22 protein-coding genes are annotated in these 25,938 nt (G+C 62.4%); 7 read left to right on the forward strand and 15 right to left on the reverse strand.

Annotation, left to right across the window (positions count from 1 at the left end):
- Entirely contained in the window at positions 1 to 5,868 is a 5,868-nt protein-coding gene (locus tag AC3WG5_RS10610) for a DUF4347 domain-containing protein (RefSeq protein ID WP_492568641.1), read from the reverse strand.
- 633 nt (positions 5,869 to 6,501) lie between these two features.
- Here AC3WG5_RS10610 and AC3WG5_RS10615 point away from each other — a divergent pair.
- Entirely contained in the window at positions 6,502 to 6,795 is a 294-nt protein-coding gene (locus tag AC3WG5_RS10615) for a SemiSWEET transporter (protein ID WP_492568642.1), read from the forward strand.
- A gap of 129 nt (positions 6,796 to 6,924) precedes the next feature.
- Here AC3WG5_RS10615 and rarD read toward each other — a convergent pair whose 3' ends face one another.
- Together rarD and AC3WG5_RS10625 are read right to left on the reverse strand one after the other, a co-directional pair.
- A complete protein-coding gene (gene rarD, locus AC3WG5_RS10620; RefSeq protein WP_008953556.1) occupies positions 6,925 to 7,833 on the reverse strand; it encodes an EamA family transporter RarD in 909 nt (302 codons plus the stop codon).
- Positions 7,834 to 8,074: 241 nt separating this feature from the next.
- Positions 8,075 to 8,740 (reverse strand): Pr6Pr family membrane protein, encoded by a 666-nt coding sequence (locus AC3WG5_RS10625; RefSeq protein ID WP_492568643.1) that lies wholly within the window; start codon positions 8,738 to 8,740, stop codon positions 8,075 to 8,077.
- Positions 8,741 to 8,860: 120 nt separating this feature from the next.
- Between AC3WG5_RS10625 and AC3WG5_RS10630 the strand changes: the two genes are divergently transcribed.
- A complete protein-coding gene (locus AC3WG5_RS10630; protein ID WP_492568644.1) occupies positions 8,861 to 9,787 on the forward strand; it encodes an isoaspartyl peptidase/L-asparaginase family protein in 927 nt (308 codons plus the stop codon).
- Positions 9,788 to 9,991: 204 nt separating this feature from the next.
- Here the strand turns inward: AC3WG5_RS10630 and arfB are convergent, their stop codons facing one another.
- The 4 genes from arfB to AC3WG5_RS10650 all read right to left on the reverse strand — a co-directional run bounded on the left by arfB (position 9,992) and on the right by AC3WG5_RS10650 (position 12,180).
- A complete protein-coding gene (gene arfB / locus AC3WG5_RS10635; protein ID WP_482581035.1) occupies positions 9,992 to 10,399 on the reverse strand; it encodes an alternative ribosome rescue aminoacyl-tRNA hydrolase ArfB in 408 nt (135 codons plus the stop codon).
- An 81-nt stretch (positions 10,400 to 10,480) separates the two neighbouring features.
- Positions 10,481 to 11,050, reverse strand: coding sequence for a DUF4337 domain-containing protein (locus AC3WG5_RS10640; protein WP_482581033.1), 570 nt, complete (start codon positions 11,048 to 11,050; stop codon positions 10,481 to 10,483).
- A 216-nt stretch (positions 11,051 to 11,266) separates the two neighbouring features.
- The gene (locus AC3WG5_RS10645) at positions 11,267 to 11,584 is read right to left on the reverse strand and encodes a DMT family transporter (protein ID WP_008953551.1); all 318 of its coding nucleotides are present in this window, start codon (positions 11,582 to 11,584) and stop codon (positions 11,267 to 11,269) included.
- A 44-nt stretch (positions 11,585 to 11,628) separates the two neighbouring features.
- Positions 11,629 to 12,180, reverse strand: coding sequence for a TetR/AcrR family transcriptional regulator (locus AC3WG5_RS10650; protein ID WP_492568645.1), 552 nt, complete (start codon positions 12,178 to 12,180; stop codon positions 11,629 to 11,631).
- A gap of 257 nt (positions 12,181 to 12,437) precedes the next feature.
- Here AC3WG5_RS10650 and corA point away from each other — a divergent pair, with 257 nt between their 5' ends.
- Positions 12,438 to 13,409 carry a magnesium/cobalt transporter CorA gene (gene corA, locus AC3WG5_RS10655; RefSeq protein WP_014087700.1) on the forward strand — a complete coding sequence of 324 codons (972 nt, stop codon included), beginning with the start codon at positions 12,438 to 12,440 and terminating at the stop codon, positions 13,407 to 13,409.
- Between the two features lie 79 nt (positions 13,410 to 13,488).
- Here corA and AC3WG5_RS10660 read toward each other — a convergent pair whose 3' ends face one another.
- Complete coding sequence (locus AC3WG5_RS10660; protein ID WP_492568646.1) at positions 13,489 to 14,172, reverse strand: hypothetical protein; 684 nt, start codon at positions 14,170 to 14,172, stop codon at positions 13,489 to 13,491.
- A gap of 243 nt (positions 14,173 to 14,415) precedes the next feature.
- Between AC3WG5_RS10660 and AC3WG5_RS10665 the strand changes: the two genes are divergently transcribed.
- Together AC3WG5_RS10665 and AC3WG5_RS10670 are read left to right on the forward strand one after the other, a co-directional pair.
- Complete coding sequence (locus tag AC3WG5_RS10665) at positions 14,416 to 14,631, forward strand: alkylphosphonate utilization protein (RefSeq protein ID WP_008953547.1); 216 nt, start codon at positions 14,416 to 14,418, stop codon at positions 14,629 to 14,631.
- 215 nt (positions 14,632 to 14,846) lie between these two features.
- Positions 14,847 to 15,581, forward strand: coding sequence for a peptidylprolyl isomerase (locus AC3WG5_RS10670; protein ID WP_008953546.1), 735 nt, complete (start codon positions 14,847 to 14,849; stop codon positions 15,579 to 15,581).
- A gap of 102 nt (positions 15,582 to 15,683) precedes the next feature.
- On the opposite strand, the gene AC3WG5_RS10675 is transcribed toward AC3WG5_RS10670, so the two are convergent.
- The 3 genes from AC3WG5_RS10675 to AC3WG5_RS10685 all read right to left on the reverse strand — a co-directional run bounded on the left by AC3WG5_RS10675 (position 15,684) and on the right by AC3WG5_RS10685 (position 19,994).
- Positions 15,684 to 15,962, reverse strand: a complete 279-nt coding sequence (locus AC3WG5_RS10675) for a hypothetical protein (protein WP_482581026.1) — start codon at positions 15,960 to 15,962, stop codon at positions 15,684 to 15,686.
- A 349-nt stretch (positions 15,963 to 16,311) separates the two neighbouring features.
- Positions 16,312 to 16,983, reverse strand: coding sequence for an EcsC family protein (locus tag AC3WG5_RS10680; protein ID WP_492568647.1), 672 nt, complete (start codon positions 16,981 to 16,983; stop codon positions 16,312 to 16,314).
- A 194-nt stretch (positions 16,984 to 17,177) separates the two neighbouring features.
- Positions 17,178 to 19,994 (reverse strand): valine--tRNA ligase, encoded by a 2,817-nt coding sequence (locus AC3WG5_RS10685; RefSeq protein WP_492568648.1) that lies wholly within the window; start codon positions 19,992 to 19,994, stop codon positions 17,178 to 17,180.
- A gap of 194 nt (positions 19,995 to 20,188) precedes the next feature.
- Between AC3WG5_RS10685 and AC3WG5_RS10690 the strand changes: the two genes are divergently transcribed.
- On the forward strand, positions 20,189 to 21,415 hold the full coding sequence (locus AC3WG5_RS10690; RefSeq protein WP_492568649.1) for a diguanylate cyclase: 1,227 nt from the start codon (positions 20,189 to 20,191) through the stop codon (positions 21,413 to 21,415).
- A 201-nt stretch (positions 21,416 to 21,616) separates the two neighbouring features.
- Here AC3WG5_RS10690 and AC3WG5_RS10695 read toward each other — a convergent pair whose 3' ends face one another.
- Complete coding sequence (locus AC3WG5_RS10695) at positions 21,617 to 22,447, reverse strand: SDR family oxidoreductase (protein ID WP_492568650.1); 831 nt, start codon at positions 22,445 to 22,447, stop codon at positions 21,617 to 21,619.
- A gap of 468 nt (positions 22,448 to 22,915) precedes the next feature.
- Between AC3WG5_RS10695 and AC3WG5_RS10700 the strand changes: the two genes are divergently transcribed.
- On the forward strand, positions 22,916 to 23,401 hold the full coding sequence (locus AC3WG5_RS10700) for an adenosine-specific kinase (protein WP_014087708.1): 486 nt from the start codon (positions 22,916 to 22,918) through the stop codon (positions 23,399 to 23,401).
- Between the two features lie 389 nt (positions 23,402 to 23,790).
- Here AC3WG5_RS10700 and AC3WG5_RS10705 read toward each other — a convergent pair whose 3' ends face one another.
- The 3 genes from AC3WG5_RS10705 to narI form a co-directional block, all read right to left on the reverse strand.
- Complete coding sequence (locus AC3WG5_RS10705) at positions 23,791 to 24,354, reverse strand: YIP1 family protein (RefSeq protein WP_008953539.1); 564 nt, start codon at positions 24,352 to 24,354, stop codon at positions 23,791 to 23,793.
- Positions 24,355 to 24,479: 125 nt separating this feature from the next.
- Positions 24,480 to 25,214, reverse strand: a complete 735-nt coding sequence (locus tag AC3WG5_RS10710) for a peptidylprolyl isomerase (RefSeq protein ID WP_492568651.1) — start codon at positions 25,212 to 25,214, stop codon at positions 24,480 to 24,482.
- A 13-nt stretch (positions 25,215 to 25,227) separates the two neighbouring features.
- Positions 25,228 to 25,938 (reverse strand): respiratory nitrate reductase subunit gamma, encoded by a 711-nt coding sequence (gene narI, locus AC3WG5_RS10715; protein WP_008953537.1) that lies wholly within the window; start codon positions 25,936 to 25,938, stop codon positions 25,228 to 25,230.

Genomic DNA, 25,938 nt, shown 5'->3' on the forward strand with positions numbered 1-25,938 from the left:
TCAAACCACGTTGTCCGGCTGCAACCATTGCGCCAGTTGTTGCTCGAAAGCGCTTTTGCCATGCTGCAGGAACTGTTCATTGAGAGAGGACTTGCCGGACGCTGGCGATGCCTCTTCCCCTTCTGCCGGTACAGCGGCTTGCCCGTCGGCTTTGATCTGTATATGTGTCACACCACGATGACCGTCTTGGTCCTGCACTGTCACCTCTAGCGACACGGACTTATTCCAACCTGCCGGCACCGTGCCGCTGAAGCGCCCTGTCTTGGGGTCAAACCGAATCCAAGAAGGCAACGGCTGGCCATTGCTCTGCCTTGCACTAATACTGAGAACGACATCGGGGTTACGAGTTAGTACCGTTCCCGGAGGCAAACCAAAGCTGAAGGTCTGTCCTACGATCAACGACCTAACCCCCAGATCGGGCAAGACCTGCAGAGGAGCGCCCTGTGCAAGGGTCAAACGGCTGACGAACGGCAAGGCAAAGCCGTTATCACTCGTCCCCGGCGGGGGCATTTGCCCAGTCGGCAAGCGATTGGGAGCAACGCTGCTGAAATGATCTTGCCCAAAGGCTAGCTGCAGCGGAGGCACAATACTGCGCACCTCATTGGCAACGGAGAAGATGTCGCTTGCAAACATCGCAATGGTATTACTACTGCTCGACGCAACTGCCTCCAACACGATATTGGGCGTAATCGGCGCAATCTCTATGATGGGACTTTCGCTGCTCGGAGCCGCCACAATTTCCGGAGTGACGGTAACAGGGGGCTGTATGACGGGTGTCAAGACTTGATATGCCGTAGCCACTACCTGCTGCTGAATCGCATTACCCGCCATATCGGTCACCCCACCGGCACGCACGGCGATTGCCAACGAACCATCACCTCCCACGCCAGACAATTGCACCAGATAGTGGCTTTCGCTCAATTTGGTAATGGCAGCAACTGAGCCATGGGCACTGCCACTGGTCACGATGCTGATCGCACCAGCGTCGAGCCCCGTAATTGGCTCGGAGAACACCACGTCGTAGCTGACGCTGCTGGCGCTGGTGGAAAGCGTATCCAAGGGGGTAATCGACGCAACCTGTGGCGCCACGGTATCCACGGTTATGGCGTAAGCCGACGATTGCGTGCTGGCATTGCCAGCCAGGTCGGTCGACGTAGCGCGAATACTGTGGCTCCCGTCGCTCAGCGCACTGGTCAGGCTGTAACTCCATGCCCCGCTACCGTCGGCCATGGCGGTACCGACGGCCACGCCATCCACGTACACCGTCACCGCGCTGTTGGCCTCGGCCGTGCCGGTGAGTGTCGGCTGGTTGTTGCCGGTGACACCGTCTGAGCTGCTGCTGCCGGTGTCGGTGGCCGAACTCAGGCCGAGGCCGCTGGGTACGCTGGGCGCACCGGTGTCAATGGAGACACCATAGGCCGTGGACACTCCGCTGTTGACCGCACCACTGCTGGCCATTGCGGTAATCGCATGTGGGCCGTCACTCAGTGTAGTGAGCAGGCCAAAACTCCAAGCCCCAGTGCCATCCGCCGTGGTCACACCAACGCTGACACCATCCACATAGATGGTGATATCGCTATTGGCGATGGCGGTGCCAACGATGGTGGGCGTGCTGTCGCTGGTCACTCCGTCATGGTTGTTACTGCCGGTATCGGTGCCTGGGCTCAAGCCGCTCACCGTTGGAGCCGGCAACTGCATGATCACATTGCGGGACACTACCGCGCTGTCCTTGGCACCATCGTTGATGGAGATGCTGATCACGCGGGTGCTGGTGTTCGGTGATGCCGAGGAGTCCGAATAGGTTACCGCGCGCAAGGCCGCCTGCCATTCCGCCAGCGTGGCGGTGGCACCGCTGGAGGTCAGCGTCAAGACCCCGGTGCCGGCGTTGTAGCTACCCACGATGTTGCCGTAGGTGCTGCTGTCGGTGTTGCTGAACGCCAGCACGTCCTCGCTGCTCTGGAAGTTGCCGGTGATCGCCACGTGGGCGCTAGACAAGGTCGTGTTATCCAGATCCGACACCGTCAGGCCGCCGTCCACCGCCACCGGGGCCGGCGTGCTGCCGATTACATAAGTACCGGAGCCACTGGAGGTCGTCGCGATCGGGGTCTGGTCAGTCTGGGTGACCGTGATGGTGCGGGTCACCGTCGCGCTGCTCTTGCTGCCGTCGTCGACCTGGAAGCTGACGGTGCGCGTGGCGCTGCTGGGCGTGATCGCCGTATCGGTGTAGGTGATCGCACGTAGCGCCGCCTGCCATTGCGCCAGCGTCGCGGTGGCACCGCTCGAGGTCAGCGTCAGCACTCCGGTGCCGACGTTGTAGCTGCCCACGATGTTGCCATAGGTACTGCTGTTGGTGTTGCTGAACGCCAGCACGTCCTCGTCGCTCTGGAAGTTGCCGGTGATCGCCACCGTGGCGCTGACCAGCGTGGTGTTGTCGAGGTCGGCGACGGTGAAAGCGGGATCGACGGTCACCGGGGTCGAGGCGACGTTGTCGCCGGCGGTGAACGCCGCGCTGCCGCCGCTGGTGGTGGCGATCGGGGTCTGATCGGTCGGGGTGACGGTCACGGTGCGCGTGACGGCGGCGCTGCTCTTGCTGCCGTCGTCGACCTGGAAGCTGACGGTGCGCGTGGCATTGTTCGGCGTGATTGCGGTATCGGTGTAGGTAATCGCACGCAGCGCCGCCTGCCATTGCGCCAGCGTGGCGCTGGCGCCACTGGAGGTCAGCGTCAGCACCCCGGTGCCGGCGTTGTAGCTGCCCACGATGTTGCCGTAGGTGGTGCTGTTGGTGTTGCTGAACGCCAGCACGTCCTCGCCGCTCTGGAAGTTGCCGGTGATCGCCACCGTGGCGCTGGCCAGCGTGGTGTTGTCGAGGTCGGCGACGGTGAGAGCGGGATCGACGGTCACCGGGGTAGAGGGGGCGTTGTCGCCGGCGGTGAACGCCGCGCTGCCGCCGCTGGCGCTGACGATCGGGGTCTGGTCGGTCGGGGTGACCGTGACGGTGCGCGTGACCACGCTGCTGCTGGCGCTGCCGTCGTCGACCTGGAAGCTGATGGTGCGCGTGGCGCTGTTGGGCGTGATTGCGGTATCGGTGTAGGTGACAGCGCGCAGCGCCGCCTGCCATTGCGCCAGCGTCGCGGTAGCGCCGCTGGAGGTCAGCGTCAGCACCCCGGTGCCGCTGTTGTAGCTGGCGACAATATTGCCCATGGTGCTGCCATCGTTGGTGAAGGCCAGCACATCCTCGCCACTGTGGAAGTTGCCGGTGATCGCCACCGTGGCGCTGGCCAGCGTGGAGCTGGCGCTGTCGGTGACCATCAGGCCACTATCCACCACCACCGGGGTGGAGGTGATGTTGTCGCCGGCGGTGAACGCCGCGCTGCCGCCGCTGGTGGTCACCACCGGCACCACCGCCACGCTGACGGTGGAAGCTACGGCTAGCGTGGTGGTATCGACGCCGCCGTTGCTGGTACCACCGTTGTCCTTGACGCTGGTCAGCGTCACCACCCGGTTGCCGATGGAGGGGCTGCCGCTGCTGTCGCGATAAGTGATGCCGTTGACCACGCTGCCCGCGGTGCTGGCGGATATGCCGCTGCTGCTGATGGACACAGTGGCGGTGCCGCTGGATACAGAGACGGTAACGCTCAGGCCGTTGCCGCTGGTAGTAAGCGCGTTGCCGTTGGTCAGCGCCACATTGCTGCCGTCGATGGAGAGAATTTCGCTGCTACCGTCTTGCAGACCGGACACGGTCAGCGTCAGCAGGATCACACTCTGGCTGGATTCGACGGTGCTGATGCTGGCGCCGCTGAACACCGCCACCGCGGAGCCGCCCATCGTGAAGGTGGGGTTGGAGGCGGTGGCGCTGCCGGTAGGTGCGTCGTTTACCGCCGCCATCGCCACCGTCACATTGCTGGAGCCGGTGCCGCCACGGCCATCGTTGATACTGACATTCACCGTGCGGGTGGCGGTGCTGGGGTCGCTACTAGTGTTGTTGTAGGTCAGCGCCGCCGCCAACGTGGCGACCCGCGACGGGGTGCCGTTGCTGTTTAGCGTCACGATCAGGTCATGACCGCTAACGCCATCGCCGTTGGTGGCGATCACGCCGATGGACACGCCGCCCACGGACACCACGCTGCCCACGCTGGTGCCGTTACTAAGCGACACCGTGCCGCTGGTATCGATGCCCAGCACGTCCTCGCCGCTCTGTCCATTGGCGGAGATGTGCACGGTCAAGTTGCCGCTGTTGAAGTTGGGGGTGTCGCTATCCGTCACTGTGACCGCAGTACTGGCATCCAGCTTCACCGCCCCGCCCTTCTCTGTAAAGGTGGGGTTGTCGCCGTTCAGGTTGCCGATCACCGGCGCGGAATCCGCCGCCACCGTCACCGTCTTGGTCACTGCGCTGCTGTTGATCGCGCCGTCATTGATGGCAAAGCTGATGGTGCGGGAGGTGGTATTGGGCGATAGCGAGCTGTCAGAGTAAGTTACCGCGCGCAGGGCGGCCTGCCATTGCGCCAGCGTCGCGGTGGCGCCGCTGGAGGTCAGCGTCAACACCCCGGTGCCGCTGTTGTAGCTGGCCGTGATATTGCCCATGGTGCTGCCGTTGTTGGTAAAGGCCAGCACGTCCTCGCCGCTGTGGAAGTTGCCGGTGACGGACACCGTGGCGCTGGCCTGGGTAATGCTGTCGGAATCGGACAGGGTGATGCCGCTATCCACCGTCACAGCGGTGCCGGTGCCGCTGCTGTAGGCGCTGGAGCCGCCGCTGGCGGTCAGCACCGGCGCAAAACCGAAGTTGATGGCGTCGATGGCGCCTATGCCTATCATGCCCGTCACATTATGGCCGCTGGCCGCCAACACACGGAAGGAATCGATGCCCTGGAAGGCGCTGTTGCCGGACACATTAAAGGTCACCAGCGTGCCGCTGCCTTGCAGCGCGTCGCCGACGTTAAGAGTCAGCGTCGCCCCGCTGACCGCCACACCGTTGATATAGCCGACCAGTTGCAGATTGCCGCCAGAGGTGCCGGAGTCATAGCCGTTGAGCACCACGCCGATGGAGTTCAAAGTGAAGCGGCTGTTGTCGTTGGACTTGACGCCAAAATAGGAGATGGGGATGGTGCCGTCGCTGTAGCCGTCCACTGTTTCCGTGGTTACCGAGCCGGGCTTCTCGATAATGATCACCTGGTTGCCGTTGTTGGTCGATCCCAATTGCAGCGTGAAGTCCCAGCCTTGGACGTCGCCGGCATTCACCACACTACCTGATGGGTTATAGGTGTTGCCATCCGAGATGGTGAAATCGGTGGTACCGGTCACCGGCCGCGCCAGCAAGCCATCATAGTCAAGATGCAGGCCATCCACATCGATCTGGCCAGAGCTGCGCTCCAGCGTCCAGTTGCCACCCAGGCTGGCGGCGCCGGTAGCATCGGTGGACGCCGCCACGTCGGCATGGGTGTAGCTGGACAATGTCGAGACAAAAGTCGCGCCGCTGCCGCCCGCGCCGATATCGCAGCCGTACAGCAGGATATCGCCACCGGGCTGCAAGGCTTGGCCTATCGTAGCCAGTTCGGCCTGATGGCTGGCGATGTTGCCCTGGGTCAATTCCAGACTGCCCAGCATGAGGTCGGCGGATTCGCCGTGGGACAGAATATGGATGGCGGCGTAGCCCTGGTGCTGGCTGGCCCATTGGGCAATCTGGGCCAAACCGTCCTTGCTACTATCGAGTATCACAACCTCTGCGCCGGAGGGCATTTGAGAAAGCAGAGTCTGGTAATTGGCGACGTTGGATTCGACGAACACCACCTGCTTCGCGGTGTTGGCGGGCGCCGGCGCTGCGAGCGATTCCGTCGTGGTGGCGCGGGTATCGGTGGGAGCGGTTGCATCCACCGTTTTGTCCACGACGGTATGCGACGCATCAGGATGTGGCTCGGCAGCGGCCAGCGAGACAGCAACCGCACCGTCGAACATCAATCTGGGTTCCAGCGCTTGCAGTAGCAAGCGAGAGCGCTGATTTGAGGGCAACTGTTTTTTTTCGCTGCCCTGCCCTGCCGATTTCCACCACCCCATGACCGCTCTCCCATTTTCCTTGATCAGAATGCCATTTAAATCAGGCAGTCTCCAAGTAATGACTAAAGCATATCACAGTTAATCAGTATGTCATTCCTTGTCTGAAGTCTGCTCCTCGACGCCTGCAGGGCAATGTCGATATGACTGGATAGCGCTTGAAATAGTCAAAATATCGATATGCACAAATACATAAAGCTATCTGGCCGCTTGGCGATATCACGGCCTCTATCGAATTGCCAGGCCCCTGAAGTGCAGCCACACGCCATGCTCTGAACGCAAAGCGCTATGTCTATCACCCCTTTTTGGCCGGGTTGCACCATGCAATGCCGTCCAGCTATCCCCGTTTTGGCAAAAGAGACAAAGAGGTCATCATTCAGAAAAGAACAGCACCCGATCTGATCGCTGACAGGATAAGACCCTGTTAAGCTGGCCTTTTGGTCTCAGCCATATATCATGAAACTCGAATATTACGGCTACCTGGCCGCCTTTCTCACCACGTCGAGCTTTCTGCCCCAGGTTTTGCACGCCCTGCGCACGCGAGACCTGAGCAGCATCTCGCTGTCGATGTACCTGCTGTTCGTGAGCGGCGTGGCGTTGTGGCTGGCTTACGGCATCCTGCTCGGGGCCGGACCGTTGATTGCGTCCAACGCCGTGACGCTGCTGCTGTCGTCGATCATTCTTGGCTTGAAGCTGCGCGAGGAGATGAGGCGGCGGGCTGGATCGGCGCCGTCAAAGAGGCGGTCGTGAGGGGGTATCGGTGAGGTAAGCGCGGCAATGCTGGGGCTCGCCAGCCGGCCCCGGCCGACAAGCGGGCAGAAGGCCAGACTCTGCATCCCTCTAGACCGGCATCAAGACGCCCCGCCCCCCTGCTATCAGCTAAGCGGCACGCAGCGATCGGCGCCGATGCAGCGCGGTATGGATGCCGGTGAGCAACACCGCGAGCCAGATCGGCGCATAGGTCAGCAGGCTGTCCAGCGACAGCGGCTCGCCCAGCAGCAGCACCGCCAGCAGAAACAGCAGCACGGGCTCGACGTAGCCGAGAATGCCCAGGAGGCCGAGCGGCAAGTGGCGGCTGGCGACCATGTAGCTGGCCAATGCCACGGTGCTAATCAGGCCCAGCCCGGGCAGCAGCAGCCAGAATTTCGGCTCGGCCAGCACGCCCCAGCCGGCCTCGCCCAAGTGCCACAACAGCAGCAGCGCCACCGGGCTCATCAGGGCCAGTTCCAGGGCGAAGCCGCTGATCGGCTCGAGCCTGGACCAGCGCCGCAGGACGAAATACGGCGGGTAGCCTATCGCCACCAGCAGCGTCGGCCAGGCGAAGGCGCGCGTCAGCCACAGTTCGTGCGCCACCCCCACCATGGCGCAGGCGACCGCCAGCCATTGCAAGCGATACAGCCGCTCGCCGTACAGCACGCAACCGGTCAGCACCATGGTCAATGGCAGCAGGAAGTAGCCCATCGATACCGCCATTGCCTGCCCGTGCAGCGGCGCCCACATGAACAGCCACAGCTGGGTCGCCAGCAACGCCGCCATCGCCGGGAGCAGCAGCCACAGCAAGGGTTCGCGGCGTAGCCGCGCCAGTTGCCTCCCTAGCGACGACCACTGGCCACGCACCGCCAGCAGCAACAGCACGCCGGGCAGCGTCCACAGCACGCGCCAGGCGTAGATGGCGAGGCCATCCAGCGGCTTCAGCAGCGTGGTGTAACCCGACAACAGGGCGAACAGCACCGACGCCAGCAGCGACAGCATGGCCCCCTTGCCGGAAATGGGCTGGGAATGAGGCATGAACCCTCCAGAGCACGACGGCCGCGGCCGCCAGAACCCGACGTTGTAGCATCGCCGACGGGCTCGGGGCAAATGCGCTCGGAGGGCATCAAGGTTGGCCGAAGAGCATGCGGCATGCCGTCGGCGCGGCGGAACATGGAAAAACCTTGAGCGCGGGATGACGGCTCGGCGGCGCGGAAGCGGGCCTGGGGTGTGTCAGCAATGGTGCCGGCGCGGCGTGGGAAGCCATCGATGACCCACTCTAGCGCCGGGGGTTCACCCGTACCGCCAGCAGGCCCTTGACGTGGCGGTCCAGCACCACCACCAGCCAGCCCATGGCCACGAAGGCGAGCGCCAGGAACGCCGAGTTGACCAGCACCCCCTGGTAGCCCAGGCGCAGCACGTTGAGGAAGGGATAGGGATACAGCCCGACGAACACGCCGCGCAGCAAGGTGTAGGCGAGATAACCGCCGGGATAGGCCAGCCATAACAGCGCGTCGTGCCAGCGCAGCCGGGCCGGCGGCACGAACAGCACCCAGTGGACGAAGTAGCCGATCGGGATGACGTCGTGCAACAGCACGTCGCCCAGCCAGCGCCAGCCGGTGGGGTTCCACAGGTGCCGCAACAGGATGGCGTACACCAAGCCGACGATGGTGATGTACACCAGCGAGGCCGAGCGCACCGTCGGCCGCAGCAGGAAATGGCCGAAACGCGATTGCGGTCGCAAGCGCGGCACGGTCAACCCGGTTGCCAGGAACAGATTGGTGAGAATGGTGAAGTAGCTGAAGTAGTTGAACACCGTCCACTGCCACGCCACGCCCCGTGCGAGCTCGGCCACCACACCGAGATAGAGCTGCAGCACCAGCGCAAACCAGCCCAGCGACAACAGCAGCAACTCGAATACTTGTCTTGTTTTTTCGTTCTGCATGACACGCCCCTCGGCGTTGAAAGCCCACCATCGCAATCGCAATCACAATTGCGGGCTACGCTATATAAAGCATAGCCAAGCCGCATCCGGCTTGCGGCCAAATCCGGGGGAGCCATCACGATGAGCATCGCTTTTGCCGTGCACGGTGGCGCGGGGCCGGTCCAGCGCGCCGAACTCGATCCAGAACGGGACACGGCGCTGCGCGCCGGGCTGGCGGCGGCGCTCGACGCCGGTTATCGCGTACTACACGGAGGGGGCAGCGCGCTCGAGGCCGTGACCGTGGCCGTCGCACTGCTCGAGGACGACCCGCTATTCAACGCCGGGCGCGGGGCCGACTTTACCCTGGACGGCCGGGTGGAACTGGAGGCGGCCATCATGGATGGCCACAGCCGGAGCGCCGGCGCCGTCACCGGCGTCAGCGTCGTCAAGAACCCCGTCCGGCTCGCCCGCCGCGTGATGGAGGCGACCCCCTGCGTCATGCTGGGCTTTGCCGCCGCCGACGCCTTCGCCCGCGCCCAGGGCCTGGAATGCGAACCCCCGCAGTATTTCTTCACCGAGGCCCGCTGGCAGGCGCTGCAGCGCGAGAAGGCCCGCCAGGCCGAGGGACAGGCGAGCCAGGGTCATGGCACCGTCGGCGCGGTCGCGCTCGATTCGCAGGGAAGGCTCGCCGCCGCCACCTCCACCGGCGGGCGCGCCGGCAAGTGGCCGGGGCGCATCGGCGATAGCCCGCTGATCGGTGCCGGCACCTGGGCCGACGGGCGCTGCGCGGTATCCGCCACCGGGCATGGCGAGCACTTCATCCGTGCCGCCGTCGCCCACGACATCGCCGCCCGCCTCGCCTACGCCGGGCAGACGCTGGCCGACGCCGCCGACAGTGTGATCCACGGCACCTTGCTGGAACTGGGCGGCAGTGGCGGCGTGATCGCCGTCGACGCGGCAGGCCACGTGGCGATGCCGTTCAACAGTGCGGGTATGTATCGGGCGATGATCGATGGCACGGGGCGGCGCGCGCTGGCACTGTACCGTGACGACGCGCCGCCACCCTGATTCGTGACCGCCACAGGTGGGGGAAAAAGCGGGATGAATGGTGGCAGGCGGGCGTGCTGCCTTAGAGCCTGTTTACGATCTCTCGAGCTGGAGCGAGACAAGGCAAAAACGGCTGAGGAAGCGACGTTTCCACGTGGTCAATGAGCATTCCGAAGACGTTTTTAACGCCGTATCGCCGACGCGCAGCAGATCGTAAACAGACTCTCAGAGATCGACCTTGCCGCGCAGCGACTTGATGCCGCCGCGCCGGGCCTTGCCCTCCAGGCGGCGCTGCTTGGAACCGAAGGTCGGCTTGGTGGCGCGACGCGCCTTGGGGGTGTGGCTGACGCTGTCGATCAGCGCCTGCAAGCGTAGCAGGGCATCGGCCCGGTTCTGTTCCTGGGTGCGGTATTGCTGGGCCTTGATCACCACCACGCCGTCCTTGCTGACCCGCTGGTCACCCAGTTGCAGCAACCGCTCCTTGATGTAGGCCGGCAGCGACGAGGCGGTGACGTCGAAGCGCAGATGGATGGCCGACGACACCTTGTTGACGTTTTGCCCGCCCGCGCCCTGCGCGCGGATGGCGGAGAAGTCGACCTCCTCCTCTTGGACGGAAAAAACAGGGCGGGACATGGCGTGACGCTGGCGAGGGGATGAAGACCCGATTGTACCTGCGAATGGCGCCAGCGTGCGCCGCCCCTCCCCATCGTCCGGCTAGGACAGCAAGGCCACCAGCCAGCCGGGGTGGATCGACCAGCCGGCAAAACCGGCCAGCCCGAACAGCACGCCAAACGCGCCGAAACCCCAGGCCGACAGCAACAGCAGCCAGTTTTCCACCAGCGCCGCCACCGCGGCCGTGGCCAACGCGACCGACAAGGCGGCATCGCTCATGTCGAACTGGTCGTCGTGGAAGTTCAGCCGGTCGTACTCCGCCTCGCTGGCCTTGGCCTGCTTCTGGATGGCGACGGACCGCGCGGTGTACTTCTCCACATCCCGCGCCAGGCGAGCCTCTTCGGCGGCCATCACCTTGGCGTTGCCCGGCAGGCTCTGCGCCAGCAGCCGGGTCTGGTTCAGATTGCTTTCCGCCAGGTGCAGCTTGACCTTGTTGGACTGGTACTCGGCCCAGAAATCCACGGCGTCGGCCTTGGCCAGCTGCATGGCCTGGACGATGTTGTCGTCCTTGATCTTCGACACCCCCATGAACACCGACAGCAGCACCACCGTGATCGCGACGGCATTATTCAGCTGCTTCTTCTTGGCCTCGACACTGATTTCCACTTCCATATTGCCCCCCCTGTTGGATGACCCTGTCGCACGATGAGCGCAATCTACCACAGAGCCGTCGCCGCTTGCCGTGCTTGCCCCGGCCCGGCGCACGAACGGCACAGCGGACTCCACAGCCGAATGACCGCAACACAGCAAAAAAGTTGGCCGAAGACCGCGTGCTAACGGTCTTCGGCCAACCTTATGATCCCGGCGGGGTGCGCTGTTGCGCGCTGCTCAGCCGCCGAACTTCAGCAGCACCACGCCGGACATGATCAGCATCACCCCCATATAGCGCAGCAGCGACGAGGCATCGCCGAAAAACACCACCCCGACCAGAAAGGTGCCGGCCGCGCCGATGCCGGTCCACACCGCGTAGGCCGTGCCCATGGGGATCGTGCGCTGGGCCTGATACAGCAGGTAGCCGCTGAGTGCCATGCAGGTCACGGCAAAGGCGATGCCCTTGACCGTGTTGCCGCCGCTTTGCGCCATCTTCATCCCCAGCGGCCAACCCACCTCGAACAAACCAGCCATCGTCAGAAAGATCCAGGGCATATCCTTCTCCTCAAAAAATGCGTGTTGATGATTGCCGTCGTCCGTCAGCCGGCCGCGGCGCCGTCGATCAGGGCGTGCAGGCTTTGCACCACGTGCTCGCGTTCGGCCTGGCTGAAACCGACCAGCCCGAACAGCTCCAGAAACACCATGCCCTCGATCGCCAGGAAGGCCGTCAGCGCCCGGTCGTCGGGCAGCGCGGCGCGGATGCGCGGCAGGTGCCGGGCGTAAAAATCCTGCATCGGCGCCAGCAGGGTCGGATTGTTCATGGCGGCGGCCAGCATCGCCGCGGCGGTGCGGTGGTCCTGCCCGGTCAGCCCCAGCACGGCGTCGATATACGCCTTGAGATGGGCGACACCGGGCTCGGCGTCGGCCGGCCAGCAGCGCTCGATCTCCTCGTCGTAGCGCCGCACCATGCGCTCCATCAGCGCCTGGATCAGCGCTTCCTTGGTGCGGTAGGTGTAGAGCACCCCGCCCTTGCTGATGCCCGCCTCCGCCGCCACGGCGTCGATGGTCAGCCTGACCACGCTGTCGCGCATGATGACGCGCTCGGTGGCGTCGAGGATGCGATCCGGCTCGATGGTGGAGGTCCGTCCCATGCTGCGCCCCTTAATTTATCCGTCTGGACGGTATTCTATTAATGCTTGAAAAGAAAGGCAATACCTTCAACTCGGCAGCCGACGGCGGCGCCACGCCAGTGTCGACAGCCATACCGCGACGCTGCCCCTGTCCGTGCGGAGCGCCTCCGGACACCGCCGCACCCCGGCCAGCTCGCCCGTCCACCCTGCCTCACCTTGCGGTACGGCCGTTTACCGGCTTGGATGAAGAGAGACAGGCACCACTCCCGGGAGAGCTCATGCTCATCAACTGCGTCGCCTACCAGAACGGCAAGAAGCTGGCCGACCTGCCCATCGAGCAGATCCACGATTACCTCGCCCGGCCCGACTGCTTCGTCTGGGTAGCGATCCGCGACCCAGACGACAACGAACTGCAGCGCATGACCGAGCAGTTCCGGCTGCACGAACTGGCGGTGGAAGACGCTCGCCACGGCCACCAGCGCCCCAAGCTGGAGGAATACGACGGCATGCTGTTCTGCGCGCTGCAGCTGCTGGACTGCGACGAAGGTGGTGAGCTGCTGGTCGGCGAGATGGACCTGTTCGTCGGCCACAACTACGTGCTGTCGTTGCGCAACCGTTCGCAACAGGGCTTCCAGAACGTGCGCGCACGCTGCGAGCACGAGCCGCAATTGCTGCGCTTCGGCGCCGGCTTCGTGTTCTACGCCCTGATCGACTCCGTGGTCGACCGCTACTTCAGCGTGGTGCACCGCCTGGAAGACGAACTGGAAGAAATGGAGGAAAGACTGTTTGCGCGCGGCGACGCCGGCCAGCGCACCATCCACGACCTGTACCTGCTCAAGCGCAAGCTGGTCACCGTCAGCCACGCCGTGGTGCCGCTGAACGAGGCCGTGGCGCGGCTGCACGGCGGGCGCGTGCCGGAGGTGTGCCGTGAAGTACAGGAGTACTACCGCGACGTCGACGACCACCTGGCCCGCATCGCGCGCACCCTCGACTCGCTGCGCGACATGCTGGCCACCGCGATCCAGGTCAACCTGGCGATGATCTCGCTCGACGAATCGGCCGTCAGCAAGAAACTGGCCAGCTACGCCGCCCTGTTCGCGGTGCCGACCACCATCGCCGGCATCTACGGCATGAACTTCCAGAACATGCCCGAGCTGAAAACCAGCGTCGGCTACCCGCTGGCACTGCTGGCGATGCTGGTGCTCGACCTGTTGCTGTGGTGGCGCTTCAAACGCGTGGGCTGGCTTTAGGGCGTGTCATCCATGGCGTCCCCTTCGCGTTGCTGCCGCGAAAGTGGCCAGGCAAGGCACCGGGTCCCGCGCCCCGAGATCAGGCCGGCGCGGACGGCGCGTCCATCACCAGCAGGTCACGCTCGCCGTCACCCAGCGCCTTGTCCTGGTAAAACACCAGGCCCGGCAGGTCATCCGGCAGCGCCTCGGTCGCCGACGCCCCCTCCAGCAAGGCCAGCGCCGGGGCAATCACACAGCGCTGCAGGGCCTCGTCGCCCTCCATCTGCGCCAGGCGCAGGGAATAGGTCCACTCGTCGCCATACGGCGAGTCGGAATCGTCCCAGCACAACAGGCGCTGCGCCTCGTTCCGCCATGGCTGCCAGCCCTGCGCCGGAAAGCCGACGTAGGAATCGTATTCAAAGCTGAATTCGCAGGTCCAATGCGCCACGTGCAGCACCGGCTGGCAAGGCTGCTCGACGCCATCGACCAGGCGGTGCGGCACGCCGTCGCCAAACAGGCTGATCTGGTAGTTGAGCCAGGCCACGATCACTTCCTTGCGCTTCTTGCGCTTGATCAGCGGAAAACTCCCGGCCAGGGCGCTACGCCCCTCCCCTTCCCGTTGCTGCACGGCATTGATCACCGGCCCCACGTCGTGACACAGACCGCTGGCCGGTAACGCCTCGGCGATCAGGCGGTTCAGGGCATGCTGGATCGACTTCGCCTGTCGCCATTGTTCATTCGCTGCTTTTTCGCTGTGGTCAGCGCCTTCCTGCTCGGTGTTCATCGTGCCAACTCTTCTCATGTTCATCGCCAAGGCGGAAAAATGCCGGCCATGCGCTCCCACACTAACGGGACGGGCCGGCGGCACAGACCCTATACCATCAAACACCCACCCTTGCCCAGCGCAAGGGCCTGCGCCGTGCCTTTGCCAACCCGCCACATAATCAGAAGCAATTTATTGGCTTAATAACCAAACAAAAAGATATAATGAACGCTTTCCAGTCAGCAACGCCAAGGAAACGACAGCATGGAAGTCAGAGACAGCAACGGCACCCTTCTGAACGACGGTGATTCGGTACAAGTCATCAAGGACCTCAAGGTGAAGGGCTCCTCCACCGTGATCAAGCGCGGCACTCTGTTCAAGAACGTCCGCCTGCAGGAAGACGACGACGAGCACGTCGAATGCCGCAACGACAAGATCAAGGGCCTGATGCTGAAGACCTGCTTCCTGAAAAAAGTCTGATTTCCCCCGGCAGGCAGAACCAACGCCGCCTGCCGCGAGACGGACCCACGTTGGCCGAAAGCCCGGCAAACCGGGCTTCGGCCAACCTTCCACGCCCGCCAAACAAGCCGTGCCGCCCGGCACTTGAAACCCGCTGCCGATGCCCCCATTAATAATGGGATTATTCAGCGCGACGCATCACGCGGCGCATCCATCGACACGATCAGGACCTCCTCATGGCCATTACCGTAAACGGCGTTGAAATCACCGAAGCCATGGTGCAAGCCGAACTGGCAAACCACGCCGACGCCCCCAGCCCGCGCGATGCCGCTATTCAACAGCTGATCCTGCACGAGCTGCTGCTGCAAAAAGCCAAGGCCAGCGGTCTCGACACCAGCAACGAAGGCCAGGCCATCGGCGCCCTGCTCGACAAGGAACTGGCGTTTACGCCGGCCGATGAAGCCACCTGCCTGGCGTTCTACAACGACCACCCGGAACAATTCCGCCAGGGCGAAAGCGCCACGGCCAGCCACATCCTGTTCCCGCTGGGCCAGGGTGACGACGTCGCCAACATGCTCGCCAAGGCCAAGGCCGAAGGCGTGCTGGCCGAAGTACAAGCCAACCCGTCGCGCTTCGCCGACCTCGCCCGCGAACACTCCACCTGCCCGTCCGGCCAGCAAGGCGGCAACCTGGGCCAGTTCGGCCGCGGCCAGATGGTGCCGGAATTCGAACAGGCCGTGTTCAGCACCGAAGCCGGCCAGATCACCCCGAACCTGGTCGAAACCCAGTTCGGCTACCACGTCATCCAGGTCAACGACCGCCAGAGCGGCGGCCAGCTTGCCTTCGAGGACATCAAGGAACGCCTGGGCCAGTACCTGAACGAAATGGCCGGCCGCCAGATGATGCACGAGTACCTGAGCAAGCTGGTGGAAGAAGCAAAGATCGAAGGCTACTCGATGTCGGCGCAGTAATACCGACCGACAGGCAGCAACAAAAAAACCGGGCACCCGCCCGGTTTTTTTTATCTGAGCCGCCAACGACGCCAGCATCTTTCTCACGCCAGAGAGCCCCTCTCAGATCAGCCAGTCCAGCAGCGCCAGCCCGACCCAATTGGCAGCGATCAGCCCCACCGCCAGCAGCATCGGCCCCTCCCCCGCACGGTGACGCACCGCCGCCACCGCAAGCCAGGCGTACACGATCGACGCCAGCAAGCACACCCCGGCCTCGCCCCAGGCCCCGGCGGCGAAGAAACCGGGCCAATGTCCCACTACCTCCACCGCCACCACGGCCACCACGTTGACCAAGGCCCACCACGCCAGCTGGCGGTACAACCGTCCCGAAGACAAACTCATCACCTACCCCGTCCGACAAACCCGGCGCGATTATAAACACGCAAAGCCAACCGTCGGCATCTCAACAAGGGAATCACATTTGCCTCCACGAAAAGCCTTGTGCAAACGATCGACGTGCCGCACCAAGGCATCCGAACGACGACCCGGCAAGGCTACCGCGAAGAAATAATAGGAACCATCCGGAACATAATGGTGGCGGCAGGGGGTCGTCTGATTCCCCCGCACGGTTGCCTGGCTGGCCGATTGCAGGATGGGTGGAGCGCAGCGCAACCCATCACGACACGGGCATCATTTCAGTGAGGGGTTACGGCGCCAGCGCCTTCACCCATCCTACCAGCCAATTCATCAATTAATGGGCACGCACCTGCCAGCGATCAAAATAATCTGATTTGTATTCAGAAATCATTTTTTCTGCCGCATTCTTGGCAAACATATAATTCAAGCCGCCGCCAAGGACACCTCCTAAGACGGGAACAAATTTAGCAGCTTGATTCTTGGTTAGCTTAATGCCAAGCAATTTGGCAACCTCCATAATCAGACGAATAGCGACATTCGCGGAAGGCCCTCTCTTGGCAAGATTTTCAGCTGCAGCCTTCGTCATTTGGGTACGAATGGCGGCCTGAGCTGCCGCATCGAAACCCAGCGCCTTGAGATATATTAGTTGGGCCTTCTCCTTGTGGATCGCATTTTCAATATCGAACCCATTCAAGATGGCAATCTTCTGATTGAGCCTATATAGCTGAGCCGCCATGTTGGCGATATCGACGCCACCCAGGGCTATCGTCGTCGCAACACCACCAAACCCACTGGTTGCTCCACTTGCCGCACAATAACTTGCCGCCAAGCTGGCGTATTTAGTGGCAAGCTTTTCTATAAAAACATAATTATGAGGCTGTTCAACAAGGTCCTTTGCCGAGAAAACCTCCAAGCCACAGTCCCGCGCATCATTCAAAACATCTTGCGGATTGACATCCAGGACTATTTCCTTAATTTTCGAAAAAACAGATACCTCGTCGCTCACGTCATTTTCCTTTTTTGAAAAAAGCTATCAAGACATGTATCTTCACATATTCACTGCTATTGACAGCGCGTTATTACTGCGACAATTTACGATAAACACAACGCAAACATCATATATCAGACACGCCCCTCCTGGCACTTCAGACGCAAAAAAGCCGCCATCACTGGCGGCTTTTGATTTGTCTATTGCTTGGATCAGGCAAGCTTAACCAACTGCCCCTTCAGCTTCTCCAGCTTGTCGCCGAACTCGGCCAACTGAGTCTTGTCGCGTTCCACCAGATGCGCCGGCGCCTTATCGACGTAGCCCGGTTTTTCCAGCTTCGCAGTCAGCTTGGCCAGTTCGGCCTCGACCTTGCCGATTTCCTTGGTCAGGCGCGCGGTTTCGGCGGCCTTGTCCACTTCCACCTTCAGCATCAGACGGGCGTCGCCGCTGATCGCCACCGGGGAATCGTCTTCCGGCAGCTTGGCCAGCAGCGTGCCGTCGGTCAGGCGGCACAGCAGCTTCAGGTAGGGCACGAAGTCGGCCAGGGTCTGGTCGGTGGTTTCGATGAACAGCGGCGCCTTCACGGCCGGGCCGATGTTCATTTCGCCACGCAAGTTGCGCACCGCGTTGACCATGTCCTTGAACGCCTCCATGCGGGCGTTGGCGTCGGCATTGATCTTCTCCGGCACCGCCACCGGCCAGGCAGCCATCATGATCGAGTCGGTCTTGTTGGCGTTGGCCAGCGGAGCCACGGTCTGCCACAGCTCTTCGGTGATGAACGGCATGATCGGGTGAGTCAGGCGCAGCGCCACTTCCAGCACGCGCACGATGGTGCGGCGGGTGGCGCGCTGCTGCGCTTCGTTACCGTTCTGCAGCTGCACCTTGGCCAGTTCGACGTACCAGTCGCAGTACTCGTTCCAGATGAACTCGTAGATGGTCTGGGCGGCAAGGTCGAAGCGGTAGGTTTCCAGCGCGTTGGTGACGTCAGCCTCGGCCTGTTGCAGGCGGCCGATGATCCACTGGTCGACGAAGCTGTATTCCAGCGGCAGGCTTTCGTCCTGGCCGCAGTCCTTGCCCTCGACGTTCATCATCACGAAGCGGGTGGCGTTCCACAGCTTATTGCAGAAGTTGCGGTAGCCTTCGGCGCGCTTGAAGTCGAAGTTGACCGAGCGGCCAAGCGTGGCGTAGCTCGCCATGGTGAAGCGCAGTGCATCGCTACCGAAGGGCGGAATGCCTTCCGGGAACAATTTCTCGGTGGCCTTGGCGATCTGCGGGGCCTTTTCCGGGCGGCGCAGGCCGGTAGTGCGCTTCTCGACCAGCGGTTGCAGCGCGATGCCGTCGATCAGGTCCACCGGGTCGATCACGTTGCCCTCGGACTTGGACATCTTCTTGCCTTCGTGGTCGCGCACCATACCGTGGATGTACACGTCCTTGAACGGCACCTTGCCGCAGAAGTGGGTGGTCATCATAATCATCCGGGCGACCCAGAAGAAGATGATCTCGTAGCCGGTCACCAACACTTGCGACGGCACGAAGGCGCGCAGTTCCGGCGTGTCCTCCGGCCAGCCCAGCGTGGAGAACGGCACCAGCGCCGACGAGAACCAGGTGTCGAGCACGTCGTCGTCGCGGCGCAGCGTCTTGCCCGGCGCCTTGGCCTGGGCTTCTTCCAGGCTTCGGCCAACGTAGACCTGGCCGTCTTCGTCGTACCAGGCCGGGATCTGGTGGCCCCACCACAGCTGGCGGCTGATGCACCAGTCCTGGATGTTGTTCATCCACTGGTTGTAGGTGTTGACCCAGTTTTCCGGGATGAAGCGCACCTGGCCGGACTCGACGGCGTCGATGGCCTTCTCGGTGATGCTCTTGCCGGTGGCGTCGCCCTCGCCCACCTTGGTCATGGCGACAAACCACTGGTCGGTCAGCATCGGCTCGATCACCGAGCCGGTACGGTCGCCGCGCGGCACCATCAGCTTGTGCGGCTTAACTTCCACCAACAGGCCCTGCGCCTCGAGGTCGGCGACCATCTTCTTGCGCGCCTCGGAGGTGTGCAGGCCGGCGTAGGCAGCCGGCAGCTCGATGGTGCCCTGGGCCGAACCGTCGAAGCCGAACACCTGCGCCTTGTCGAGGATGGTGGCCTGCAGGCTCATCACGTTGATGAGCTGGGTGTTGTGGCGCTTGCCGACCTGGTAGTCGTTGAAATCGTGCGCCGGGGTGATCTTGACGAAGCCGGTGCCAAAGGCGGCATCGACGTAATCGTCGGCGATCACCGGGATCTGGCGGCCGGTCAGCGGCAGCTCGAGCATCTTGCCCAACAGGTGCTGGTAGCGCTCGTCGGTCGGGTTGATGGCCACGGCCACGTCGCCCAGCAGCGTTTCCGGACGGGTGGTGGCGACCACCACGGCCTCATCGCTGCCCACCACCGGGTAGCGGATGTGCCACATCGAGCCGTCTTCTTCTTCCGACAGCACTTCGAGGTCGGACACGGCGGTGCCGAGCTTCGGGTCCCAGTTCACCAGGCGCTTGCCGCGGTAGATCAGGCCCTGCTCGAACAGGCGCACGAACACTTCGGTGACCACGCCGGCGCGGGTCTCGTCCATGGTGAAGTACTCGCGGCTCCAGTCCACCGAGCAGCCGACGCGGCGCATCTGCTGGGTGATGGTGCCGCCGGAAACGTTCTTCCACTCCCACACCTTGTCGATGAACGCCTCGCGGCCCAGATCGTGGCGGCTCACGCCCTGCTCGGCCAGCTGGCGCTCGACCACGATCTGCGTGGCGATGCCGGCGTGGTCGGTGCCTGGAATCCAGGCGGTGTTGTCGCCCTTCATGCGGTAGTAGCGGGTCAGCCCGTCCATGATGGTCTGGTTGAAGGCATGGCCCATGTGCAGGGTGCCGGTGACGTTGGGCGGCGGCAGCTGGATGCAGAACGACGGCTTGTCGGAATCCATGTGCGGCTGAAAATAGCCGGCGTTTTCCCAGATGGTGTACCAGCGGCGTTCGATGTCGCCCGGTTCAAAGCTCTTGGCGAGTTCCATGGTCTGAATTCGTGTCCGTGAGGAAAGCAGAAAAATGGGATCGATTATAAACCGAATCGGTCCAACCTTCCGAGTCCGCCGTGTTATTTGGACAGCATGATGCAAAAGGCGTAGCCTATTCGGCCTGAAAGTCAAAACAACAACATATTCAATAAATTGCTTTTAAAAAAAAGCAATTACCACCTGATTTGCTTATGAAAACCCCAAAACGCGTGCTGGTCATCGAGGACAGCACCATGCTGATCCGTCCGGTCTGCCGCATGGTGGAGGAGCTGGGCTTCGAAGCGGTGCCGGCGATGAGCCTGGCCGAGCTCGAGCAACAGCTCGCCAGCGAGGTGCACTTCAGCGCCGCCGTGGCGGACTACTGCCTGCCGGACGCTCCCAGCGGCGAAGCGCTGCCGCCGCTGTTCCGGGCCGGTATCCCCACCATCGTCCTGACCGCCCACAACGACCAGCAGACGCGTGACGACATCCTGAGCATGCCGGTGGTGGACTACATCCCCAAGGACAGCCCCTCGGCGCTCGACTACCTGATGCGCATGCTCAAGCGCATCGATCGCAACCCCCAGATCAAGGTGCTGGTGGTGGATGACTCGCACACCACCCGCTCGCTGTTGCGCGACTACCTGCGGCGGCACCTGTACCAGGTGCTGGAGGCGGTCGATGCCGAAGCGGCGCTGCAGACCCTGCGCGAGCACAGCGACGTCAGCCTGGTGCTGGCCGATTACGGCATGCCGGGCATGGACGGCGCACAGATGACCAGCGCCATCCGCCGGCTCTACACCCACACCCGGCTCGCCATCGTCGGCATCTCGGTGCAGCAGGACAAGACCATGACGCCGCGCTTTCTCAAGGCCGGCGCCGACGATTATCTGCAAAAGCCGTTCACCTTCGAAGAGTTCACCTGCCGCATCACGCGCAATATCGAATTCGTCGAAAACCTGATGACGCTGGAGCATCTGGCGCATGCCGACCCGCTCACCGGGCTGTCCAACCGCCGCCACCTGTTCGAACAAGTGCAGAAGATCCGCGGTGCCTACGGCATCGCCATCATCGACATCGACCATTTCAAGCAGATCAACGACGGCTTCGGCCACGACGTCGGCGACGTCGTCATCCAGCACCTGGCCGACCGGCTGCGCGAGCACTTCCCGCGCGCCATCGTGGCCCGCTTCGGCGGAGAAGAGTTCGTGGTGCTGATGAAGCGTGACGCCGCCCACCCGCTGGCGCAACGGCTGGAAGAACTGCGACAGGAAGTGGAAAAAGAGGAAGTGGACAGCCACAAGGGCACGGTGCGCTACACCATCAGCATCGGCATGGCCGCGGCCACCGCACCGGATATCCGCGAGCTGCTGCGCCTGGCCGACGAGCGCCTCTACAAGGCCAAGCAAAACGGCCGTAACCGCGTCTGCGCAAGCTGAACCATCCTCGGAACAAACCCGTCGCAGTCGGAGTGCGAGCCAGAGTTGGTTGAATGCCGCCGAAGCACGGAAACCGGAATGACCAAGTCGCCCCTATAGAATGAGAGGAGCCTGGCGCCCCATCATCGATGGGCGCCACTCGCGCCGAGAGTTCCAGGCTCAGCATGGCCCCCGCGCAGGGAGCCCGCGGCGAGATCTGTCTCAGGCGGCGCGCTGCAGCACCCAGTCCAACGCGCGCGTGGGCAGCGCCCGCTTCAGGTACCAGAACAATTTTGTCGGAAACGTCACCCGGTAGCGTGCCGCCGGGTGTTTGCTCGCCAACGACTTGAGCACCGCGTCCAGCACCGCCTCCGGCGGCAGCGTGAAGGGCGCGGCGTGCCCCTCCTTCTTCAGGCGCACCAGCTGCTTCTCGTACGAGGCGCGGTGTGCGCTGTGCTCGATATCGACGTTCTTCAGGAAACGCGCCAGCGCATTGGGGCGGAAACGACTTTCGATCGGCCCCGGTTCGACCAGCGACACAAACACGCCGCTGCCCTCCAGCTCCAGCCGCAGCGTGTCACACAGCCCTTCCATGGCGTACTTGCTGGCGTTATAGGCACCGCGGTATTTCATCGCGGCAAAGCCCAGCACCGAACTGTTGAACAGGATGCGCCCGTGCCCCTGGCGCCGCATCGCCGGCAGCACGGTGTTGGTCAGCTCCCAGGCGCCGAACAGGTTGGTCTCGAACTGTTCGCGCAGCGCGGCGCGCGTGATGTCCTCTGCCGCGCCAGGTTGGCCGAAGCCCGCGTTGTTGAACAGCGCGTCGAGCGTACCGCCGGTGCGTGCCAACACCTCGTCGACCGCGACGCGGACCGAGGCCGAATCCGCCACATCCAGCAACAGGCACTCCAACCCCTCTTCGGCCAACCTTTGCACGTCCTGCGCCTGGCGGCAGCTGGCAAACACGCGCCAGCCACGCGCCTTGAGCCCCTTTGCCACGGTATAGCCAATGCCGCTAGAGCAGCCGGTGATCAAAATACTTGGGAGAGCCATGCAAGCGAAATCCTGTGAAACAGGCCAGAACGGCCACGCTGCGAACGGGCAGCAGATAGGTTGTTGATAGCGAGAACGGCATCATGCCTTTGCCGGACAGCAGGCCCGATCAGGCCGCATCTCCGTCGACACCGCATGGCATCGACTACACCAGGGTCCATGGCCTGCGACACCTCATTGGCAAGCCTCCGGCCTGCGGAGTGTACTACAGCCTGCCGCCGGCACGCGCGGAGGGGCGTCATACCAGCCCGGGGAATGCCGCCCCAAGCCCTGGCCATGATCCCGAACCGCACGAACCAACCAAACCGACCATTCACTTTAGAGAGGCTCTGCATAGAATAAAAAATGCCCGGCCAAGAAGTCGATGGAAATACCCCTGCCCCACCCACTTTGGCCCGAGCCGCGACCGCAAGCCCCCGTCCGCCACCGGATCCTCCATCGGGCACAGCGGGAAAGGAGAAACTCAAGATGCAGCTCATCGTGCAGAAAATCGACAAACCGGAAGCGGTCAACTTCATTCTGGGTCAAACACACTTCATCAAGTCCGTCGAGGACATCCACGAAACCCTGGTCGCAACCGTCCCTGGCATCCAGTTTGGCGTCGCCTTCTGCGAAGCCTCCGGCAAATGTCTGGTGCGATGGTCCGGCACCGACCCCGCCATGATCGAACTGGCCCAAAAGAACGCCCAAGCCATCGGTGCCGGCCATAGTTTCATTATTTTCCTGGGGGACGGCTACTTTCCGTTAAACGTGCTGAACGCAGTGAAAATGGTGCCCGAGGTCTGTCGCATTTTTTGCGCCACGGCCAACCCCACGGAAGTCATTCTTGCCGAAACGGAACAGGGTCGAAGCGTGCTCGGCGTAGTGGATGGCTTCTGCGCCAATGGCATCGAAGGCAACGACGACATTCAGTGGCGGAAGAATTTTCTGCGGCAGATTGGCTACAAGCTATGAGTGGATGCCCTTATGGCAGCCGCTGGTATTGGTCATGAACACGGCTCCTTGGTGGAGATTATCCACCTTAAGTTAGTGTCCCCGGTGAGCGGGACAGACCAGACTTCCTTTTGCAGCTAGAGCGCAGGGAGCTCATGAAGCTTCTGCGGAGCCTCGGGGTAGGATTGGTTGTTGTCAGCTTCGATAAAAGCATCATGTAGCGCCACGTTACCGTGCGTCGAGTCAAAGCGTTGGCGGTAGCTACGCGACACGGTTTGCATATCGAAGATTTGGTATTCAACCGGGACGTGCTGCAGCCGGGAAATGAGTGGGATCTCGGCCGCAAATCCCAAATCAGGAACCCTGATGCAGCAGGTGGGTAGCCCATTACTGGCTCGAGCTTCGCTCTTTCAAAGGAGCGGCATGACCAGCAAGGCAACGATCAGCGCCCATACCAGCGCCCCCACCGAAAACACCGTGTAGGCCAACGCTTCCGTCCGAACCGAGTCATCATGCTCAAACAGGGCATCAAGACCGTGATAAATCAGGCCGCCCGAGGCCATCAATCCGAGTATGGCCGCCAAAGCGTTGAATATCGGAACGGGAGCGAACAACGACAGGGCCGACAGCCAGATCGGCACCGGTGCGATGGCGGCCAGACGGTAGCAGTCGGCATAGGATGGGCGGGATTCGGTATGCACCGCATAACGGATAAACCAGGCCATCACATGCACACAACCCCAACTGGTCAGCAGGAAAAGCAGCGCGATACCAGCCCAATATTCGAACGTGACATGGGTGGAATAGACCTCGCCATGGAACCGGGCGGCGTACAGAATCATGCCGGTTGCCAGCAACGAGGGAATCAGCACGATTTTCAGGAACGAGCCCAAGGGCGAAGGATGGGTCCGTGATATATCGTTCCACCCCTCCTTGGAGGACACGACCATACGAAAAAGCGAGAGGGGTCTCATGGCAACACTCCTCGATAACAACAGGCAGTGAAATCAGTGGGGGCTTCTTCGACTATATAACGGCATGATCGGTTTGCAAGCACGCCAGCTGTGGTGGTCATGCCCGTGTTATGGACCGGCTTTTTTCAATAGCGTCGGTCTGACATCAAATCTATGCCATTCACCTCGGCGTTGGATGCCAGCCTTTCCAGGTACTGTTGCAGCGAACGGCTCAGGCTTTGCTCGGCAAGGTCGGAGGCCACGCGATCGCGTGCCATCTCCAGGGGCAGAAGTTTCCCCGGCTCACGCCGCTCCACCTTGACGATATGGAAGCCGTAACGGGTACGCACGACACGCGGCAAGACACCTACCGAGCCATCGGCAAACAGTACCGCCTCAAATTCCGGCACGGTATCCCCCCGTTGCAGTTGCCCGAGACTGCCACCAACCTGCGCCGACGGGCAGTTGGACATTTCGCGCGCCAATTCGGCAAAACGCGAGGCATCGGCCTGGGCCTGATGCAGTATCGCCTCCGCGCGCGCCAGCAGCGGCTGGATCGGTGTCCGTTCCGTCACTTGCAACAGGATGTGCGAGGCAAACACCAGTTCGCCCACCGTGTAACGCCCGGGATTCGCTAGGTAATGGCGCTCGACCTCTTCGTCGCCAGCCTGCGGCACCTTCACTTCACGTTCCAGCAAGTGTTCGAGCGCCGCCACAGTAGCGCTCTGGTCCGCATCCGCCGCCAGCAAACCCAGCGCCACGGCGCGCTGGCGGAGCAGTTCCTGCACGGAGGCAAACCGTAGATCGGCCGGCGTCCCCGCTACGATCTCGACGTCGTTGATGCGTGCAGTCAGTGATTGAGGGGTGGATTCGATGGGCATGAGTCAGGGCTCTTTAGGAAATTCGACGGTTGCTCGCCAGCTTTCTGTGGGTGCGCATCAGCTGATAGGGCCGAGAAAGATAGAAGATTGCCGCAAATCCACTCCAGATGTGGACCAAACGGGTAAACGGAAAAATCAGGAACACGGTGAGCCCGAGGAAGATATGGGCCTTGTACACCCAAGGCACCGAAAGGATCAGCGCAGCATTGTCTGCCCGGAAAATCACGATGCCTTGCACATAGGCAATCAACGCACCGAAGTCGTAACCGGGGACATGACTCGAGGAGTAAACCACGGTCAGCAGGCCAAGCGCGAGCTGGAGCCAGATGATCACCAGCACCACCATGTCCGCGGTACGGCTATTGCTCAGGATGCGTGGATCGCTGACCCGACGGTAAATCAGGATGCTGAGCCCGATGATGGAGAACACACCGGCCACCCCGCCCCCCACCATCGCCAACAACTCATGCGCCCTCTCGCTCATCAGTGCCAGCACGATGGGCTCCGGCATCAGGAAACCGATCAGGTGGCCGAAGAAGACCACAAGGACACCGAGGTGGAATAGCATCGAGCCCAGGCGCAGCTGACTCTTGCGCAGAATCTGCGACGAATCGCTTTTCCACGAATACTGCTCGCGGTCGAAGCGGATCAGGCTGCCGATGAAAAAGACCGACAGCGCAATGTAGGGGTAGAGGCCAAATAGAAAATCGTGCAGCGATTTCAT

The sequence above is a fragment of the Pseudogulbenkiania sp. FW507-F1 genome, assembly GCF_058781125.1.

Bases quoted from the DNA above. Each gene is read 5' to 3' on its own strand.
- AC3WG5_RS10650 (WP_492568645.1), bottom strand. From the start codon at position 12,180: ATGGGACGGACCTCCACCATCGAGCCGGATCGCATCCTCGACGCCACC.
- AC3WG5_RS10615 (WP_492568642.1), top strand. From the start codon at position 6,502: ATGAAACTCGAATATTACGGCTACCTGGCCGCCTTTCTCACCACGTCG.
- AC3WG5_RS10640 (WP_482581033.1), bottom strand. From the start codon at position 11,050: ATGGAAGTGGAAATCAGTGTCGAGGCCAAGAAGAAGCAGCTGAATAAT.
- AC3WG5_RS10675 (WP_482581026.1), bottom strand. From the start codon at position 15,962: ATGAGTTTGTCTTCGGGACGGTTGTACCGCCAGCTGGCGTGGTGGGCC.
- corA (WP_014087700.1), top strand. From the start codon at position 12,438: ATGCTCATCAACTGCGTCGCCTACCAGAACGGCAAGAAGCTGGCCGAC.
- AC3WG5_RS10705 (WP_008953539.1), bottom strand. From the start codon at position 24,354: ATGAGACCCCTCTCGCTTTTTCGTATGGTCGTGTCCTCCAAGGAGGGG.
- AC3WG5_RS10685 (WP_492568648.1), bottom strand. From the start codon at position 19,994: ATGGAACTCGCCAAGAGCTTTGAACCGGGCGACATCGAACGCCGCTGG.
- AC3WG5_RS10645 (WP_008953551.1), bottom strand. From the start codon at position 11,584: ATGCCCTGGATCTTTCTGACGATGGCTGGTTTGTTCGAGGTGGGTTGG.
- AC3WG5_RS10695 (WP_492568650.1), bottom strand. From the start codon at position 22,447: ATGGCTCTCCCAAGTATTTTGATCACCGGCTGCTCTAGCGGCATTGGC.
- AC3WG5_RS10670 (WP_008953546.1), top strand. From the start codon at position 14,847: ATGGCCATTACCGTAAACGGCGTTGAAATCACCGAAGCCATGGTGCAA.
- narI (WP_008953537.1), bottom strand. From the start codon at position 25,938: ATGAAATCGCTGCACGATTTTCTATTTGGCCTCTACCCCTACATTGCG.
- AC3WG5_RS10700 (WP_014087708.1), top strand. From the start codon at position 22,916: ATGCAGCTCATCGTGCAGAAAATCGACAAACCGGAAGCGGTCAACTTC.
- AC3WG5_RS10665 (WP_008953547.1), top strand. From the start codon at position 14,416: ATGGAAGTCAGAGACAGCAACGGCACCCTTCTGAACGACGGTGATTCG.
- AC3WG5_RS10660 (WP_492568646.1), bottom strand. From the start codon at position 14,172: ATGAACACCGAGCAGGAAGGCGCTGACCACAGCGAAAAAGCAGCGAAT.
- AC3WG5_RS10625 (WP_492568643.1), bottom strand. From the start codon at position 8,740: ATGCAGAACGAAAAAACAAGACAAGTATTCGAGTTGCTGCTGTTGTCG.
- AC3WG5_RS10630 (WP_492568644.1), top strand. From the start codon at position 8,861: ATGAGCATCGCTTTTGCCGTGCACGGTGGCGCGGGGCCGGTCCAGCGC.
- arfB (WP_482581035.1), bottom strand. From the start codon at position 10,399: ATGTCCCGCCCTGTTTTTTCCGTCCAAGAGGAGGAGGTCGACTTCTCC.
- AC3WG5_RS10690 (WP_492568649.1), top strand. From the start codon at position 20,189: ATGAAAACCCCAAAACGCGTGCTGGTCATCGAGGACAGCACCATGCTG.
- rarD (WP_008953556.1), bottom strand. From the start codon at position 7,833: ATGCCTCATTCCCAGCCCATTTCCGGCAAGGGGGCCATGCTGTCGCTG.
- AC3WG5_RS10710 (WP_492568651.1), bottom strand. From the start codon at position 25,214: ATGCCCATCGAATCCACCCCTCAATCACTGACTGCACGCATCAACGAC.